The organism is Lentzea sp. NPDC036955, assembly GCF_055608005.1.
The window spans coordinates 243,352-260,686 of record NZ_JBVJRC010000010.1 but is presented as its reverse complement, the minus strand read 5'-3'; the positions used below and the strand labels follow the sequence as shown (position 1 = coordinate 260,686).

Sequence of the window (17,335 nt, the reverse complement as noted above, 5' to 3'; positions counted from 1 at the left end):
GGACACCCGCAGGCATCCGGCCCTCGATAGCTCGGCCATCCACGCCGACAGCATCGCTTCCACGTCGGCCGACACCCGACCGTGCGCGCGTCGCTTCCTCATGAAGCCCCCCAGGACTTGTGACGAAAGTTGTTGACCTTGCAATTCCACGTTGCCTGAACTCAACCAGGACGTCAAGCGGAAACACGACACTCGCTCAGATTGTCGCGTCGCTGGTGACAGGCGTGTGTTAGGTCAGGCTGGCCAACTGGTCGTTCGGTAGTGGACCATCTCGATTACGATTCGGCCCCGAACAACGGTGGGGCGATCGTGAGTAGACCAACGGCGGGTCGCGGTCGACCGCTGGACGGTCGAAAATTGGCCTATGGGTGCGACCAGTTGGTAGGAATGGCGCACTTCGCAACTGGGTTCAGCCGGTCTGCCTCAGGGGAAGTACGACGCAGGACGGCGCGGGGGGAACAACATGACCACAGGTGAGTCAGGCAGCCACAACGCCGGTAGCCGTGAGACCCACATCGGCAGACTCGTCAGGAAATACGCGGGCGGGCGGTCGATCAGGTCGATCGAGCGGGACAACAACCTGCCGCACGACAGCCTGTCGCGCTACGTCCGCGGCAAGTGGGATCACCGCAGCCTGAACCTGGACGTCATGGAACGCCTGGCAACGGCCCTCGGCACGAGCATCGACGAGGTCAGCGAGGCCTTCGCACTCGACTCCGAGTTCCCCGTGAACGGCCGCCCGCTCAACGTCGACGAGGCCAACCTCTTGGACTTCTACAACGAGCTCACCCCGGAAGGCCGGGTCGTTCTCCTGGCGATGGCACAGACCCTCCGAAACACCCTGCCCGCTGCGTCCCCGCAGTCCCCTGAGACGGCGTCCTGACCCTCAGCGGCCGAACTCGCCGACGTTGTACGGTGTCGGGATCGGATACTTGAATGATCAGCCAACGACGGCTGGTCCAGCGCGTCTACTGGTCGGGGAGGACAAGGCGACGTGCGGAGGGAAGCGGCCCGATGACAACCTTGTCGGCCGCGAGATGGGGGATGTTCGTTGTGGAGCCGCTTGTCACGTTCGTGCCAGGCCAGAGACCGCACTGGAAGATCAGCACCGACCGGAACGGCAACCGGGTCCTGCGCATCCGGCAGGGCGCACCCGTCACCGTCTTGCTCTACAACCTGATCGGCGAGCTCGCCGCAGAACGCGGCCTCGTTAGCGAACTGCCGCAGATGTTCGAAGAGCACGTGTTCAGCAACGTCCCGTTGCCCCGACGCGAGGCCGACGCGTGCCGCCGCCTCATCGAGCAACTAAGCGCCGAGGGCAGCTGACGTCGGACGCCGGCGAGGGACGGCGGTGGTTCCCCGGCTGGACTCGACTGCCTGATCTTCGCGAGGATGGCGGAATGCGCGTACTTGTGCTGGGCGGCAGTTGGTTCCTCGGTCGTGCCGTAGTTGATGCCGCGCTCGCGGCGCAGCACCAGGTGACCACGTTCCGGCGTGGTCACTCAGGGGAAGGCGCGGTTGGCGTGGAGCTGATCCGCGGTGACCGAACCAACGAGGCAGACCTCGCGCGGTTGGCCGACGCCGGACCGTGGGATCTCGTGCTTGACACGACCGGCTACGTTCCCCGCGAAGCGCTCGCTGTGGCTCGCGCCCTGGAGCCTGTTGCGGCGCGCTACGTCTTTATCAGCACAGTGTCGGTTTACGAGGGCTGGCCGACCACCCCACTAACTGGCGACTCCCCTGTTCTTGACTGCCCATCGGATGCAGGTCCTGACTTCGGATACGACGGCGATCCGGGACCTTCTACCTACGGTTTCGGCAAGGCAGGTTGCGAGCGCGCGATCTTGGAGACCTTCGGGACGGAGCGAACAACGATCCTCCGCCCAGGGGTGATCCTCGGCCCACGCGAATACGTAGGCCGGTTGCCCTGGTGGCTGAGGCGATTCGAGCGTGGCGGACAGGTCCTGTGTCCTGGCGATCCTGGCCGATCGATCCAGCCGGTTGACGTTCGTGACGTCGCGCAATTCGCCTTCACGGCACCAGCGGGCGTGTTCAATGTGACTGCTCCAGGAACGGACACCTTCGGTTCGTTCCTGGGGGCTTGTGCGGAGGTGACGAAGTCGACCGCGGACATGGTCTGGGTCGACGAGGACTACCTGGTTGATCAAGGCGTCAAACAGTGGACTGAGCTTCCCATCTGGCGCACCTACGCAGGGGCTTGGGATGTCGACGCTTCACCGGCTCGCGCGAACGGGCTCACGACGAGGCCGCTGCGCGACACGGTCACGGACACGTGGGCGTGGATGCACGACGGCGAGCTGGTCGAGCACGAGCGCAAAGGCGAACTAGGGATCGCCCCGGAACGAGAAGCCGCTGTCCTGAAGGCGTGGGCTGAACACCGGGGCGATCAGTAGCTCCGCTCATGGAGAGATTGCGCGGCGTGGTGTTGTGCGCGGCAAGCTCCGCTCGGCGAAGTCTTCGATGGCTTCGCCGAGCCGTTTGGCTTCGATTGCGCTACGGAACCGTTCGGCCCCGATTACACCGCCAAGCCGCGTCAGGCGCCGGACCAACGCCTCAGTGCGCCGATCAGGCTCCAGCTCGAACACAGACGACAAAGCGGCTTCGGCTCCTGCCAAGTCGCCCTTCAGGACCCGTGCAGTTCCGAGGTCGATCCGAGCGCCCTGTTCTCCGGCTCCCCACCTGACTTCGTCGGGCATTTGGCCGAACAGCTCCAGGGCAGCGGTCGCCTCCGCTTCCGCGCGCGTCCCGTTGCCGAGTGCTACGTAGACCGCACCTGCGCACAGTGCGCGGCGCGAACGGTCAAATCCGAGTTCGCCGCCAACCTCGTCAAGAAGCGGGTCGCTTCCGGCTCGGTCAAGTTCGGTCAACGCCGCATCGAGTGCGTTGACTGCTTCGTCGCGCGCACCAATCATCGCCAGAGCGCGCGCCTGGACGGAAAGCAGGCGGGCTCGGGCGGTTCCAACTGGCGCTGTGACCAGCGCAGCCTCCGCGATGCGGACTGCCCGGCGAGGCTGGTCAGACCAGAAAGCACAAGTCACCTGATGTGCTCGCGCCCATGCCTGCAACGACAGTTGATCGATCACTGATCCGTAGGTGTGGGCAGCGCGGGCGTGTTCCTCAGCGACGTCTGGATAGCCGAGGTCCCAGGAGACGGACGAGAGAAGTCCGGACACCTGGCCGGCGATGAGGTACAGCTCGGCCTTCTGCCGAGGCTTCTCGATGCGATCGAGCTGGGTATAGACGACATTCCGAAGCCGCATCAGGTCTGTGAACATTTCGAACGGTGGCGTGACGTAGTAGGCGTGTGCTGCTCGTCGCGCATCCGCGTGAAGCTGTTCAAGAGCGGACGGGTCCAGCGCAGACGCAGCGTGGATAGCGTGCTCCATGGAATCCCGGCCAGCCTTCACAATCTGTTCCTCCTTGCTCAACTCGACGATCGGCACAGCACTTGCGGTGCCGTGGTCGGGTGGCCCGAGCAGGCGGTCAACCGGTTCTTTCCACCAGTGCTGAAGTACGCGGCGTGCGATAGGCAGCGGACTTCCCGAGCCGCCCCTTAGCCAGCGCCTCGCCTGCGGCTCGCTGACCGTTGCTGTCTCGCCCATCTCGGCGGCAGCAGTCGCGTAGCCCGCCATGAACTCGGCCACGGTCAAGGTGGCACCTTGGACAAGCTGCTCAAGCCGCGTGCGCGGTTCAGGCTGCGCCATCTTTCGACCTCCGTCGTCGCCTCAACAGTAGGCGTCGATCGGCCATTCGTGGCCTGTCTGCGGTGTCATGACCACCTGATGATCAGCAGATGATCGGTTCATGACCTGCCAATGATCGACTCAAACGACCATCTTTGTGTCTTGTCAGCAGCTTGTGGCACGCGTCACCAATGGGTGCCACAAGGCCTAGGACTTCCACGGGAAACAGACGACGGGGAAATCAAATGACCACGCAGACCGACACCAGACGCGTTGCCGTCCCCACTCCTGCGGGCACGCGGTCGGTGCTGCGTTCTGAGGCCGTGAGGTGCACCCCGACTGCGGCATCACCGGCCTCCTCGGGGGGTGAGGTGCATCGCAGCGGCGCGGTGGCACCTCACCCCTCGCCTGTCACGACCCAGGACTATGCAGACGGGGTCAGCTGGCCAACCCTCAAGGTCGCCGAGGGCACCTTCCTCGTGTGCGGGCAGCGTGTGGATGTCATCTCGATGCCGAGCGGCCTTGCGGGTGAGGTAAACAACTCCCTGAAACAGCTTTGGCTGGACGCAGCGGTCTTGGAGATCACGGGGACAACCGGCCGCCGTTGGGCCTTCTTTTGCCAGGCACAACCGCCGAGCATCACGAGCCTGGGAATCTTGGAGCTGCGTGGCGTGACGCACCACGGCGGGACCGCGCTGTTCCAGCTGCCGCCAGATCCTATGCGCAATTCCACCTGCCTGCGCTGGATCTGTCCCCCTCTTCCCGGCACGACGATGCTTCCGTTGGTGGCCACTGTCGTCGCCTGCGCGCAGACGGCGTTGCAGCGATGACTCTTCTTGCGGCTACGGGTGCAAGCCACGAACTTGAAGGCCTCTTCATACGCCTGCACGAGATGGGCCTGATGGTGTTGCCCTTGCCCAACTCGACGGGAAGTGACGACGGGCTTCTCTGGCACAGGACATTCCCTGACCACATCGACACCGTGGCTGCATGGGCTGAGAACTACGCCGTTGCGCTGCGAGTACCTAGGCAGCGGACTTGGTCAGACCCATTCGCGCCGTCACCGGTCATCTTCCGCTGTGTCGGAACGCTGGAACAAGCCGTCACTGGGCTCTCAACGTTATCCCCGTACTGCAGCTACCCAGCCGCGAAGCACAGGCAGGAATAGCTGCGCGGCGAGCACATCGGCAACACGCGAGTCGAACTTCTCCGATGAGGTGCCTGTGCGCACCTCCACACCGGTCTGTCCCTACTCGGCAACGAAAGGAGGTACGGCATGGACACCGTGAGCTCGCTTGTGCTGGCGGTCGAAGACCTGTCGGTGGTGCGTGGGCGCATGGACGCTTCCCACTCTGACGCGTCGGAGGACGCGGGCGGCGACGGCTACGTCGGCGACGGTCTGAACATCCCCGCCGAAAGCGCGGGCTGATCGTGGCTCGGTCCTGAAGTCCATTCATTCGGTGGGGCGCCATGACGGGTGGTGCCCCACCGGGTTCTAACGACGCCGAGGAGGACACCGTGGAACACCGACTGATCGAGATGATTGAGAAGGCGCTCGGGTGGAGTGGTGCAGCGCCGCTGGGGCGTGGGTTCGCCCGCGGCTCGTTCGACGACCCCGAACTGTACAGCCGATTGCTCACGCCCCAGCGCTTGCTCGACGCTGCAATGCGTCGAAGCCTTGCACCACCTCAGTTTCGTTGCTTCCAGAACGGAGAGGAACTGCGCCCGAACCAGTTCCTCACGTCCTCCGTCACCAGGCGCGGTCAGAGCCTGCCGATGGCGAATATGGACACCTTGTCACGCCTCATGCGCACCGGCTGCACGCTCGTCGTGGACGCGATGGACACCTTCGATCCGACGATGGAGGCGGCCTGTCGCGCTCTTCAGTGGTGGTCGCACGAACTCGTCCAGGTGAACACCTACCTCACGACTGCTGACGCAGCGGGATTCGGCCTCCACTGGGACGACCACGACGTCATCGTCGTACAACTCGCCGGCGAGAAGTCCTGGGAGGTGCGGGGCGCGTCGCGCGAAGCGCCGATGTATCGGGACGCGGTGCCGAACTCCGACCCCAGCGAGGAAGTCGTCTGGTCCGGCACCATGCAGCCGGGCGATGTCATGCACATCCCTCGGGGGTACTGGCACACCGCCACACGGAACGATCGAGACGACAAGGGTTTCAGTCTGCACGTGACGTTCGGCTTCGTGAAGCGCACTGGTGTGGACTGGATGGCCTGGCTCGGAGACAAGACGCGAACGGACCTGTTGTTCCGTCAGGACCTCGACCGATTCGGTACCAAGGAGGAACAGGGCCTTCAGCACAGCCAGTTGTACGTCGCGATGCTGCGCCACTTTGAGCGCCTCAGCATCCCGGCCTACCTCGCCGCACGCGAAGCAGAACAGCCGCCCTGCCGATACGTGCACACCGGAGGGCTGTTCGGCCCGGTGTCCGACGTCGTCTGCGTCAGCCCGTTCCCCCCGCACATCGCCGTTGACGCCAGCGAGGTGACTGTGACGAGCGTCGGTAAGCGACTTCGGCTCAACCTCCGGGCCGAGGCCGCGGCGAGGCTGTTGCTCTCGGGCTACCCCGTGTCGATTTCGAGCGTCTCCGAGCTGACCGGCATTGAGGCTGCACCCCTTGCGGAGATCTTCATGAAGGAGGGGTTGTGCGCAGAGCTGACCGACGCATTGCACTCGGGTTTCACCGGACTCGTCCCAGCCGCGAGCTGCTTGAGCAAGCTTTGACGCTCGGAGTCACGGACCTCGACACGGCGTTCAACTACCAGGCGTTCCACGGGCATCGAACGCTGGCGAAGGCGGCCGGCGACCTCATCCACGAGTTCACGATCTCGACCAAGGTGGGGTTCTTCCGAGCCGGGGGCACCAGCCGTCATTCGCTTCGGCGATGGGGGCTGAGACAGGCGGTAGAGCAGGCTGTATGCGACCTCTCAGTACCGCCCGCAGTGGTCCTGTTGCACAACCCTGAGGAAAGTCTTCGGTCACTTCATCGTGCACAAGCATTCGACTATTTCGCCGACGCTTGTGCCGAGTTGGAAAATGCCGTCGAGCTGGGACTTTGTGACGCCTGGGGCATCTCTTCATGGGAACCTGGTCCACTGCTCGACGTCCTGCAGGCTGGCACCGGATGCCCAGCGCCGAGCATCCTGATGGTCCGTGCGGGGCTGACTCTGAGCGCCGAACAACTGAACGCGGCCGAGCGGCTGGCCTGGGAGTTCGACGTCAAGCCTGATCGGCGTTGGGGGATGAGCCCGTTCGCCGGAAGCACGAGTAACCGCGTGTGGACGTCGACCAACTTCACACCGTTCCTCGAACCGGACCAGGCCCATACCCCGGTCCAGGCGGCGGTGAGGCTTGCGTTCGAACTGCCGCAGTGCACCAGACTGGCAGTAGGTACGAGCAGCGAACAGCATCTCGCCGAACTGTTGGACGCGACGCAACTCGAAGTGGATTGCGAAGCGGTCGACAAGTACCGCGAACTGATTACCGGTTCGGACTAGTGCCCTTAGGTTCGACAGGATGTCGTCCGGTTCGTCAGGAAGGATTGCTTCGGTGTCAGCAGCACAACCGGGTCAGGCTCGGCCCATCGCCATTTTCGATACGAGCGCGAACGAGCATGACGATGTGCTGGAGCACGTCGAGCGTGCGTTGAACCTTGAGTTGGACCGAACGACGGTCGTACACGGGGTCGGAGGCGTAACCGAGGGGTTCCGGACCAGTCGCGGAACGTGGGCACGGATTGAGCAGCGTCTCCCGTGGCGGATCAAGAGCGCCGCGTGGGTCGGGCTGGAGGCCGCGTCCGCGATCGAAGGTGTCCCGATCCCCGGCTGGTTCCAGAGCGCGACGTGGGCCGATCCGGTTCGTGACCTCGTGTGGCGTGTCGACGAGGTGGAGTTCGTCTCCTCACCGTCGGTGAGAGTGGCGGGCGGCCTGGACGCTGCCAAGGATTTGCCGGACGAGTGGTGGAGCACGCTGTGCCGGTCGCTCAGTTCTCTGGGGCAGCATCCGACCGAGCGTGTGGGTGTGAGTCAGGAGCACCTGACACGTCGGATCGGTCAGGTGTTCGAGCAGGTGGACACGGTAGTGGATGAATGGAGAACGGCGCACGCTGACCTGCATTGGGGCAACGTGACGGTGTCTGGGTTGCTGATCGACTGGCAGGACTGGGGCCTTGCTCCGCGAGGTCACGATGCGGCGACCTTGTGGCAGGCATCGTTGCCCGACCCCGAGCTGCTCGCGCGCGTCGAGACGGCGTTCGCCGATGATCTCCAGACGCGATCGGGCAAGTTGTCGCAGCTCATGCACTGTGCCAATGCGATAAGGATTGCCGACAGGCGTGGAGCCCCGACGCGCTTCTCAGAGCCCGCGAAGGTGGAAGCAGAAAAGCTGCTGGTGGACCTGCGGACTTAAACCACTGTGACAGTCTGGGGCGTGTCGGACTGCATCGCGTTGTCCACTATTGTCGTCGCATGACGGCTGCCGGATGGGAGCTGGTGCGGAACTGGCTCGGCACGATCGGCACCCTCTCAGCGCTCTTGGTCGCTGCGTTCACCTATCGTCGCAACATCAAGATCAAGCGTGAAGAGCAAGCACGGCTCGTGTACTCGAAGATCACGCACGTCAAGCATCACGAGATTGGCGCACTTGTCGACGTCCTCCCGGAGGGGGCGCGGCTCAGCAACCGGCTGTTCCACGTAGAGATGATTCCGAATCCCGACCCTATGGGGGACGACAGGATCGCTTGGAGAGCCACAGCGCCGCTCATTCAGGCCACAGCCGTGATCCACAACGGCAGTAAGGAGCTTGTTGGACCCGCTCGCATCCAGTTGGTCAACAGGGGACGAAAGAGCACGTGGGATGAGTTCTCGATCGAGGTCGGAGTCATCGATCCCGAGTCGGAGTACGTCGTCTGCTTCGTTTGGATTAACGCCGACCACCCCGGCGAACCAGCGTTGGGCACCACGGTCATCTTCCGGGATGCGAGTGGGGAGTGGTGGAGACGTCATCTGGCTGAACCCGTCGAACATGTACACGACGATCCAGAGAACAGCGGGCCGACTCCCACTGAGCGCATAAGCATCAGAGAACAGCAGGTCGCTATGGGCTACGAGCCTATGGCTGAGCCCCAACTCACGTGGCGGGTACGGTGGCATCGATTCTGGCGGAAGCGGCGCGGCAAGACGCCGCTTCCTTAGCCAGTCGGGGACCTGTCTATCAGGGGTACTACATGCGGTGGCCAACGGCCTTGATGGCCAGTTCGGGCCCCTGAGCTGCTACAACAGAGTTCTCATGCTGTGTAGTCAGGTCCACAATTGGATAGCACAAGAATCGCCCGCTGACCTGCGCAAACAGGTTCGGCGGGCGATCTTGTTTTCTGTCCTAAGTGGACGCCGCCTCACCGTGAGCTCCACGACGAGTCCTTTGGTCAGCGACCGCGCATACTCGACTTGGTCGGCAGCTCGCGCAACACGTCAATCACCGCCTGCGAGCCGACCTCCACCTCGCCGTCCACAAGGCACGCCCAAGTCGTGGCCACGAACCAGCTACCTGACGCTCTTGAGCGCAGCGGTGAGGGCCTGCCACGGAAGCAGGACGCAACGTACGCGGCTTCCGGTGGACCGCACGGCCTCGAAAGCGCCCATCGCGCCGACCGAGGCCGGCGGCTCCGGAGTCGTGCCGCGCAGGAAGTCGCGGACCGCGTCGTGCAGTTCAGCGACCCTGTCCGCGGTCTTCGCCTCCATCACCAGGGTGTGCATGACCGACGCCGACGCCTGGCTCAGCGTGCAGCCGGCGACCTCGTGGCTCAGCTCGTCGACGATGTCGTCGTGGTGGCGCAGGCGCAGGGTGATCTCGTCGCCGCAGGACGGGTTGACCTTGTGCACCTCCGCGGTGAACTCGTCCTGCAGGCCGTGGCCGCTGCGCAGGCGGTAGTGCTTGGCGATGACGTCCCGGTAGAGGTCGTCGAGCTTCACGCGTGCTCCTCCAGGTCGATGAACCCCTGCGCGGCGAAGAACTCGCGGGCCCGCCGCACGCCGCTGACCAAGCGGTCGATGTCGTCGTGTCCGTTGTAGACGTGCACGCTGGCGCGGACGGTCGCTGTGACGCCGAGGGCCCGGTGCAGCGGCCATGCGCACTGGTGACCTGCCCGCACCGCGATGTCGTCGTCGTCGAGGATCTGCGCCACGTCGTGCGCGTGCACCCCGTCGACGACGAAGCTGATGATCCCGGGCCGGCGCGCTGGGTCGTCGGGTCCGAGGGTGCGTACGCCGGGGAGCGCCCGCAGCTCGGCGAGCGCGTATCCGGTCAGCTCGACCTCGTGGTCGAGCACCCGCTGTTCGCCCAGGCCCTGCAGGTAGCCGATGGCCGCGGCGAACCCGACGGCCTGCGACACCGGTGGCACGCCGGGCTCGAAGCGGCGCGGCGGGTCGGCGTAGGTGGCGCCGGTGAGCGTGACCGTCTCGATCATGGAGCCGCCGGTGAGGAACGGCGGCATCCGCCCCAGCAGGTCGAACCGGCCCCACAGCACGCCGATGCCGCTCGGCCCGAGCATCTTGTGGCTCGACAGCACGAGGAAGTCCACGTCGAGCGCGCGCACGTCGATCGGGATCCGGCCTGCGGCCTGGCAGGCGTCCACCGCGACGAGGGCTCCCGCTCGGCGGGCGGCGCGCACGATCGGAGCGGTGTCGGTGACCGCGCCGGTGACGTTGCTCTGGAGGGTCACCGACACCAGCGCGGTCCGCTCGCCGATCACCTCGTCGAGCACGGTGAGGTCGAGACAACCGTTCGTGGTGCTGGGGATGTACCGCAGGGTGGCGTCGGTGCGCCTGCACAGCTCCTGCCACGGCACGAGGTTGGCGTGGTGCTCCAGCTCGCTGACGACGACCTCGTCGCCGGGCCTGATCGACAGGCTGTCCGCGCCGGTGCCGGGTGAGCCGAGGGAGAACGCGAGCAGGTTGATCGCTTCGGTGGCGCTCTTGGTGAACACGACCTCGGAGGGGTCCCCGCCCAGGTAGGCGGCGACGGTGGTGCGGGCGTCCTCGTACGCGGCTGTCGCTTGCTCCGCGAGCCGGTGCGCACCGCGGTGGCACGCGGCGTTGGAGTGCTCCAGGAACTCGCGCTCGGCGTCGAGCACGGCGCGCGGGCGCTGGGTCGTCGCCGCGGAGTCGAGGTAGACCAGCGAGCTCGCGTCCGAGGCGGTCAGCAGCGGGAAGTCGGCCCGGACGCTCCGGGAGTCCAGGCGGGGGAGGGCGGGTGTCCGGTCGACGGCGGTCATGAGACCGTCCTGTGGTCAACGGTGCCGGACTCGATGATGATGTTCGCCGTCTGCAGGCACAGGCCCCGCACGCACACGCTGATCTCGTCGGCGTCGGCGATGTAGTCGGGTTCGGCGAACTTCGGGTTGAACGCCTCGATCCGCTTGGTCCGCACACCCTCCTGGTAGTCCGGCAGCCGGGTCCAGACGATGCCGTCGTAGGACTCGGTCCGCTCCGGGAAGACCGCGGGGTCCTGCCAGCGCACCACGACGCCGAACATCAGCAGCGGTTCGAACAGCGGCTCGGCCAGGCCGTCCTCGTCCAGGTCGCCGTCCGCGGCGTAGCTGAACCCGCCGCCGACCATGGACAGCGAGCAGGTGGCCAGCGGTTCCTCGGCGGTGGCGTGCTCGAGCGCGGTGCCGCAGCCCAGCTTGCGGGCCAACAGGTCGGCCACGGCGTAGGGCAGCGCCTCCGCGGTGCGCGGCACCGGGCGCACGTCGTTCTCGGCGTAGCGGGCGACCACCCGCAGGTCGTCGGAGCGCACCTCGTCGAGCAGCAGGGGCAGCTCCTCCTCCAGCGAGCCCTTGCTGTCGTCGAGGATCGCCGAGGCCAGCGGCACCGGCAGCATGCTCGTCGGCGTGCTGACCACGTTCGGGTGCGTCCGGTTCGCCGAGGCGCGGCGCGTGCCGTTGAGGACGTGCGGCTCCCCGTCGATGTCGGTGACGATGGTCAGCTGCAGCACCGGCTGCCACAGGCTCCCGGGCTCCAGGCACTCGCGCAGCGTCGTCACCCGGTTGGACACACCCGGCAAGTGGGCGCGCAGAAACTCAGCGTCATAAACCTTGGCCATTCGAATTCCCCCTCGTGGTGACACGGTTTCGTGTTGTCATCCACGGCAGCATGCGTTCTCGCCGCCTGCCCTCCAGTGGAGGCTGGTGGCGCACCGAGGCGCTCTTCCCCCAAGCTAGCGCGACCTGTGAACGAGCGGTTGTGTTGTCCTTGTCGTCCGTTATGTGCATAGGGCTGGACGAGTGAGTTCTTGAGTTGGGCCGACCGCTTCTTCCGGTCAGAACAGGTAAGTCTGAAATCCATCTTGCGACTCAGCGTGATTCTTGATTCATGTGCACGAGGAATTTCTCACGCCGTTGCCCCGGAAGGGTGGTCTTCTGCACTACTCTCCGATGCTGATCGAGGAAACCGGGGCTATGCCATTCCTCGTCAGGAGAAAACACGCGGTGGCCGGCATTGCTCTACGCTCGGCCCGGTGACCTCCACCCTTGATCGCCTGTACTCGTTCATCCAGTTCTCCGCGCGCCTGCGGGAGGTCGAGCGGCACAACCTGGCGACCCCCGACCGGCCCGAGTCGGTGGCCGAGCACTCCTGGCACCTCGCCCTGATCTGCTGGCTCCTGCGCGACGAGTTCGAGCGCGAGTTCAACGCACCCGTCGACCTGGACAAGATGATCAAGATGTGCCTCCTGCACGACCTCGTCGAGATCGACACCGGCGACCCCTCCGCCTGGCGCACCGACGGTGCCGCCGAGGGCAGCGCGGAAGCCAAGCGGCAGAAGGCGTTGGCGGAGGAGCAGTCGGCTCAGGAACGATTCGGTTCCCTCCCGGAACCCATTGCCTCCGAAATGCTCGCGGTGTGGCACGAGCACGAGGCAGCGGAAACGGTGGAGGCGCGGCTCGTGCGGGCGGTGGACCGGTTGAACCCGGCGCTGATGCGGCACCTGACGGGGCAGGGGTGGTCGGATGTGAGCGCTACCGCTGAGGACCTGGACAACCTGCAGCTCCCGCGGGTGTCGGTGAGTGCGACGCTCACCGAGCTGTATCAGCGGGTTCGCGCGGCTGCGGTCGAAAACGGGCAGTTCGTCGTCAAGGGCGCTTAGTCTGCGTTTTTGTCGAATTTGAAGTGGAATCGGTGTGATGAGCCGGGAATTTCTGTTCTGCAAGGGTCAACTGGTCCTACGGCAGGCTTTCCGGGGTCCGCGGGAAGGCTTCCGGCCCGTGAGCAGGTTCAGCGGCGCTACGGGGTCGGCGACCCTACCGGGGCACGTCGATCGCCGTGGTGCGTCACCAACTGCACAGCCGGAGGCGTGCCGTTGGTCACCGTGTCGGTGGTGACGGTGATCTGGATCAGGCCCGGTTGCGCGCTGTGGAAAGAACCGTTGGCGCACTGGGTGTTCACCAGCTGGTAGTCGTCTGTTGTGGACTGTGCCGTCACCGACACGTTCCCCGCCTTGAGCACCGCCACGTCCATGTGCCCGTGGAAGGTCGCGACCGGGGTGGACGTCGACACGGCCGGGTTGAAGACGTTGAAGCCCACATCGGTGTTCGTGGTCTCGTTGGTGGTGCCGTAGGTGATGCTCGACCACGCCGCCAACGGCCGGGTCGCCGCACCGGCGACGAAGCTCGTCTGGTTCCAGGTCCACGCCGTCACCGACAGGTCGTCGGGGGTCTGGTTCCAGATCGTCGTGTACAGCGTGTTGGCGTCGCAGTCCTGGTAGTGCGTGTACAGGTTCCACCCGTTCTGGTTGCCGAACACGTCCTGCGGCACCGCGCCGTTGTTCCAGATGTCGGCCAGCGCCGCCTCGCTGGGGCAGTCGCCGGAGGAGGCGCCCGAGGCCAGCAGGTTCACGTCGTAGACCCCGCCGGGCAGGGCGACGCTGTACTGCGCGCCCTGCGGACCGTCGACCGGGCCCTGCGACCGCGGGTACTGCGCCCACAGCTGGTTGCCGTACCGGGACGGGACCAGCGCCTGCATGATCGCGAGCGAGTAGCCGGGCGTGGCCGCTTCCACCAGTTGCCCGGTCAGCTCGGCCGACCAGTTCAGCTCGCCGTCGGCGATGCCCGACTGGAAGGCCTGCATCTGGGCCCAGCTCTGCAGGACCGAGGTCTCCGTGGACCCGGCCGCCGCCAGGATGCCGGTGTAGGCCTCGCTCAGCGCGCCCCACAGGTCGGCGAACGCGCCCTCGAACGTCGCCAGGGGGTTCTTCGTGGTCGTCTCGTAGACGTTGTAGGCCGTGCTCATCAGGTTCGCCACCACCGAGGCCACCGGCCCCAGCGCCGACAGCGCGGTGTAGACGGTGCCCTCGACCAGGGCGAGGACCGTGGCGGCGGTGTGCGACTGGGACCCCAGGCCCACGTCCGCGCCCAGCTCGTCCAGCAACGCCTCGCTGTTGATGAAGAACGAGTTGATGAACCCGGTCAGCTCGCCGAACAGGCGCTGGATGTCGTCGGCCAGGCTGAGCTGCTGCTGCAGCGAGGTGACCACCGCGCTCCAGTCGGTCGCCGACACCCCCGTCGGGCACGTGGCCGAGGAGCTGATGAACAGCGACAGCGTGAGCGGGCTGATGGTGAGGTTGCTGTAGGACTGTTCGACGGTCATCGTGCGCGGCAGCAGCTCGGCTTGCTGGAGCTGCTCGTTGATCGAGTCGTAGGCGGTGCCCTGGCCGCCGGTGTAGGCGGGGAACTGCCCGGTCGGCAGCCCCAGGATGCCCTGCACCGGGTAGGCCGGCCACAGCGTCCAGGTCTGCGCGGGCGACCCGGTGCAGCTGTCCACCACCACGGGGGTGCCCGCCGCGGTCGACCCGCCTTGAACGGTGAGCGCGAGCGTCCCGTTGCCCAGCGAGCTCATGAACGCGCCGTCGGTCAGGGTGAAGACCTCGTTGACCCCTCCGTTCCCGTGCCAGGCGATGACCTGCGTGCCCGGCGCGGTCAGGTTCGCGGTGACGTTCGCGTAGAGGCCGTTCAGCCGGTTGACCAGGAGGTTGCCGTCGACGCACCACAGCTGGTTGGGCCGTGGACCCTGCGGCGCCGGCGTCGAGGTCAGCGGGTTGAGCACCAGCGGCGTCAACGGCTGGCCGTCGGCGTTGGCCAGGTCCAGGACGAACTTCGTGCCGGTCGGCTCGGACAGGTCGCTCACCACGAACGAGTGCCAGTTCTGCATGACTGCCCACTTCCCACGGCTGGACTACCCGACCGATGGCAACACGTTCGCCCCTGCCCCACCAGAAGGGTCACCCGGAGGTGTGTCACCTCCCCTTGTCACACCTGCCTGCCGGGGACAGCGGGATCGGCTGCACCGCCGAACAACCCGGAGTGACCTCTGGGACGCGTTGATCGAGCCGTTTTCGACGTGCTCGCACAAGCCCTGGCGCAGTGACAGGACGTCCTGACCACGCCGCACCGGCAGCACCACCTGGAGCGGACCTGACGGCGCCGGGCAGCCGGCCCCCGCGCCGGGGCGGGCGGAGGGGCCGGCTGCCGGGGGTCAGGCCGCGTGCGCCTGCAGCGACGAGTAGCCGACCCCGGACTGCGCGAACGCCTCGACGGCGAACTCGGTGAGCTGGTCGACCACCGTCGGGTTCAGCAGCAGCTGTTGCGTCTGGACCAGGCTGGCGCCGGAGAGGCGCGGCTGCTCGCTGTACTCGATCTTGACGCTGTTCCCGCCGGTGGTCGTGACGTTCACCTTGACGTCCCGGTAGACGCCGGTGAGCTTCGAGGCGATCTTCATCGTCAGGTCGGCCACGACCACGGCCGCGGTGAGACCGGCGATGATCGTCAGCATCACCTTCGGGTCCACCCCGAACGCCTGGGACTGGGCCGGCGTCGTCCACTTGCCCCCGCTGTACAGGCGGGTCGCGGAGTTGGCCGAGCTGAGGTCGACCTCCACCGAGTTGGACCGCGCGTCGCTGAACATCGTGCTCGTGGTGATCTTCTGCTCGAACCACACCTGGACCACCTCCGCCGGCGTGAGCACGTCCTCGCCGAGGACGATCTCCTTCTCGGCGACGTAGATCGGGGTCGTCGACCCGTTGCCGTGGATGTCCGTCGAGTACGACGACAGACCGGGGTGGATCTTGCCGTACTGGTTGACCAGCGTGATCCCCGTGCTCAGGCCGCCGGTGACGGCGTCGTGGAGCAGGCCGTCGTCGTCCAGGACCGCTTTGTCGCCCAGGCCGATCGCGACGTCGTTGGTCGAGACGCTCACCGCCACGTCGCCCTGGAAGCCGTTGCTGCCGAAGAGCCGGTAGAGCGGCTGCCACGAGAAGGTGTTCTTCGAGAGGTACCTGTCGGCCGACTGCCACACGACGTTGTAGGTGCCGTTCACCTTCTTCGCGAAGCACAGGTTGTACTTGTTGTCCTTCAGGGTCTTGAGGTCGTCCGGTGCGATGTGGATCGAGACCGTCTTGAACTGGCCGTCGGCCATGGTGCACTCCTCGGTCGTGGTGACGGGGCCGGTGCGACCCCGTGGACACACGCTCCGGCGCCGCCGTCTCCGACCGGTCGCCGCGCCGCACGAGGGGGTGTCGCCGTGCCGTCGCCGTCACTCGATGGGCTGGACTGGGCCAGGCGGGTTCCGTTGGGCCATTGGCGGTACAGGTGCCGACGGGGGTCCCCGGGGGCTGGTGACGCGCCGTTGCCGTTCTTACCCGGACGGGTGACCACGAAGGTATGGGTCAAGTCCGCGCACGACTGAGTGGCGGCGGCCCGGCGGCGCCGGGGCGGACGCCGCGGCAGTCGGGCGGGAGATGCCACGGAGACGCTTCCGGGCGATGCTCGGATCGTGGGGCGACGGCGCCGGTGCTCGCGGGGAGGACGACGATGACCGAAGCGGAAGGTGGCAGACGAGCCGGGGGCGCGGGGGTGCGGCTGGTGGTGCTGGGCCGGTTCGAGCTGCTCACCGGAAGCGGGGACGTCCCGTTGCCCAAGGGCGCGCAACGGCTGCTGGCCTACGTCGCGATCCACCACGGCGAGGCGGTGAGCCGGCAGGCCGTCGCCGAGCAGCTGTGGCCGGAGTGCCGCAGGCAGCGGGCGACCGCGAACGTGCGGCAGGCGCTGTGGCACCTGCGCAGGGCCACGGAACGGCCGGTCGTCGAGTGCTCCGTGGACCGGTTACGCCCGTCGCCCGCGCTGACCGTCGACTTCTGCCGGGCGATCGAGGCGGCCCACCGCGTCGTCGGTCCCGCCGCGACCGTCGACCCGGCGACCGCGGGGGACCTGGTCGCCGCGCTGTCGCGGGACCTGTTGCCGTACTGGGCCGACGAGTGGCTCGCACCCGAACGCCGGCGCTGGGAGCAGGTCCGGTTGCACGCGCTGGAGGCGGTCGCCCACCGGCTCATCTCGGCCGGTGCGCACCTGGCTGCGCTGGAGGCGGCGTTCACGGCGATCTCGATCGACCCGGTGCGGGAGACCGCGCACCGCACGGTGGTCGCGGCGCACCTGGCCCAGGGCAACTGCGGGTCGGCGCTGCGGCACTACCAGCACTACCGGGCGTTGCTGCACCGCGAGCTGGGGGTGGCGCCGTCGTCGCACATGACCCGGTTGGTGGCGTCGCAGGCGGCGTTGTGACCCG

General features: G+C 66.5%; 17 protein-coding genes. 11 read left to right on the top strand and 6 right to left on the bottom strand.

Annotated elements, in window-relative coordinates; all coding sequences use genetic code 11:
* The first annotated feature begins 463 nt into the window (after window positions 1-463).
* The 3 genes from ACZ7CF_RS32850 (at window position 464) to ACZ7CF_RS32840 (ending at window position 2,414) form a co-directional block, all read left to right on the top strand.
* Window positions 464-883, top strand: a complete 420-nt coding sequence (locus ACZ7CF_RS32850; protein ID WP_470371406.1) for a helix-turn-helix domain-containing protein — start codon at window positions 464-466, stop codon at window positions 881-883.
* Window positions 884-1,044: 161 nt separating this feature from the next.
* Window positions 1,045-1,326 carry a hypothetical protein gene (locus ACZ7CF_RS32845; protein WP_470371405.1) on the top strand — a complete coding sequence of 94 codons (282 nt, stop codon included), beginning with the start codon at window positions 1,045-1,047 and terminating at the stop codon, window positions 1,324-1,326.
* Window positions 1,327-1,400: 74 nt separating this feature from the next.
* Window positions 1,401-2,414 carry an NAD-dependent epimerase/dehydratase family protein gene (locus tag ACZ7CF_RS32840; RefSeq protein ID WP_470371404.1) on the top strand — a complete coding sequence of 338 codons (1,014 nt, stop codon included), beginning with the start codon at window positions 1,401-1,403 and terminating at the stop codon, window positions 2,412-2,414.
* 6 nt (window positions 2,415-2,420) lie between these two features.
* Here ACZ7CF_RS32840 and ACZ7CF_RS32835 read toward each other — a convergent pair whose 3' ends face one another.
* Window positions 2,421-3,725, bottom strand: a complete 1,305-nt coding sequence (locus ACZ7CF_RS32835) for a hypothetical protein (RefSeq protein WP_470371403.1) — start codon at window positions 3,723-3,725, stop codon at window positions 2,421-2,423.
* A 350-nt stretch (window positions 3,726-4,075) separates the two neighbouring features.
* On the opposite strand from ACZ7CF_RS32835, the gene ACZ7CF_RS32830 reads away from it, so the two are divergent.
* From ACZ7CF_RS32830 to ACZ7CF_RS32805, 6 genes are all read left to right on the top strand, one after another.
* Window positions 4,076-4,534, top strand: a complete 459-nt coding sequence (locus ACZ7CF_RS32830; RefSeq protein WP_470371402.1) for a hypothetical protein — start codon at window positions 4,076-4,078, stop codon at window positions 4,532-4,534.
* 446 nt (window positions 4,535-4,980) lie between these two features.
* Entirely contained in the window at window positions 4,981-5,133 is a 153-nt protein-coding gene (locus ACZ7CF_RS32825) for a hypothetical protein (RefSeq protein WP_176929712.1), read from the top strand.
* An 89-nt stretch (window positions 5,134-5,222) separates the two neighbouring features.
* Window positions 5,223-6,449 carry a JmjC domain-containing protein gene (locus tag ACZ7CF_RS32820; RefSeq protein WP_470371401.1) on the top strand — a complete coding sequence of 409 codons (1,227 nt, stop codon included), beginning with the start codon at window positions 5,223-5,225 and terminating at the stop codon, window positions 6,447-6,449.
* Entirely contained in the window at window positions 6,446-7,222 is a 777-nt protein-coding gene (locus ACZ7CF_RS32815) for an aldo/keto reductase (RefSeq protein ID WP_470371400.1), read from the top strand. The genes ACZ7CF_RS32820 and ACZ7CF_RS32815 overlap by 4 nt, the downstream gene beginning before the upstream one ends.
* 52 nt (window positions 7,223-7,274) lie before the next feature.
* Window positions 7,275-8,132: a phosphotransferase gene (locus ACZ7CF_RS32810; RefSeq protein WP_470371399.1), complete on the top strand. Its 858-nt coding sequence runs from the start codon at window positions 7,275-7,277 to the stop codon at window positions 8,130-8,132.
* A 59-nt stretch (window positions 8,133-8,191) separates the two neighbouring features.
* Window positions 8,192-8,917 (top strand): hypothetical protein, encoded by a 726-nt coding sequence (locus ACZ7CF_RS32805; RefSeq protein WP_470371398.1) that lies wholly within the window; start codon window positions 8,192-8,194, stop codon window positions 8,915-8,917.
* Window positions 8,918-9,265: 348 nt separating this feature from the next.
* On the opposite strand, the gene sufU is transcribed toward ACZ7CF_RS32805, so the two are convergent.
* The 3 genes from sufU to ACZ7CF_RS32790 are packed head-to-tail and all read right to left on the bottom strand — an operon-like array spanning window position 9,266 to window position 11,765.
* Complete coding sequence (sufU, locus tag ACZ7CF_RS32800; RefSeq protein WP_470371397.1) at window positions 9,266-9,694, bottom strand: Fe-S cluster assembly sulfur transfer protein SufU; 429 nt, start codon at window positions 9,692-9,694, stop codon at window positions 9,266-9,268.
* Window positions 9,691-10,995 (bottom strand): aminotransferase class V-fold PLP-dependent enzyme, encoded by a 1,305-nt coding sequence (locus ACZ7CF_RS32795; protein ID WP_470371396.1) that lies wholly within the window; start codon window positions 10,993-10,995, stop codon window positions 9,691-9,693. The genes sufU and ACZ7CF_RS32795 overlap by 4 nt, the downstream gene beginning before the upstream one ends.
* Entirely contained in the window at window positions 10,992-11,765 is a 774-nt protein-coding gene (locus tag ACZ7CF_RS32790) for a hypothetical protein (protein ID WP_470371395.1), read from the bottom strand. The genes ACZ7CF_RS32795 and ACZ7CF_RS32790 overlap by 4 nt, the downstream gene beginning before the upstream one ends.
* Before the next feature lie 249 nt (window positions 11,766-12,014).
* Here ACZ7CF_RS32790 and ACZ7CF_RS32785 point away from each other — a divergent pair, with 249 nt between their 5' ends.
* Window positions 12,015-12,866: an HD domain-containing protein gene (locus ACZ7CF_RS32785; RefSeq protein WP_470371394.1), complete on the top strand. Its 852-nt coding sequence runs from the start codon at window positions 12,015-12,017 to the stop codon at window positions 12,864-12,866.
* A 137-nt stretch (window positions 12,867-13,003) separates the two neighbouring features.
* On the opposite strand, the gene ACZ7CF_RS32780 is transcribed toward ACZ7CF_RS32785, so the two are convergent.
* Both ACZ7CF_RS32780 and ACZ7CF_RS32775 read right to left on the bottom strand, forming a co-directional pair.
* A complete protein-coding gene (locus tag ACZ7CF_RS32780; RefSeq protein ID WP_470371393.1) occupies window positions 13,004-14,926 on the bottom strand; it encodes an RICIN domain-containing protein in 1,923 nt (640 codons plus the stop codon).
* 324 nt (window positions 14,927-15,250) lie between these two features.
* Window positions 15,251-16,189, bottom strand: a complete 939-nt coding sequence (locus ACZ7CF_RS32775) for a hypothetical protein (protein WP_360397932.1) — start codon at window positions 16,187-16,189, stop codon at window positions 15,251-15,253.
* A gap of 395 nt (window positions 16,190-16,584) precedes the next feature.
* On the opposite strand from ACZ7CF_RS32775, the gene ACZ7CF_RS32770 reads away from it, so the two are divergent.
* Complete coding sequence (locus ACZ7CF_RS32770) at window positions 16,585-17,331, top strand: AfsR/SARP family transcriptional regulator (protein ID WP_360397934.1); 747 nt, start codon at window positions 16,585-16,587, stop codon at window positions 17,329-17,331.
* Window positions 17,332-17,335: the final 4 nt, after the last annotated feature.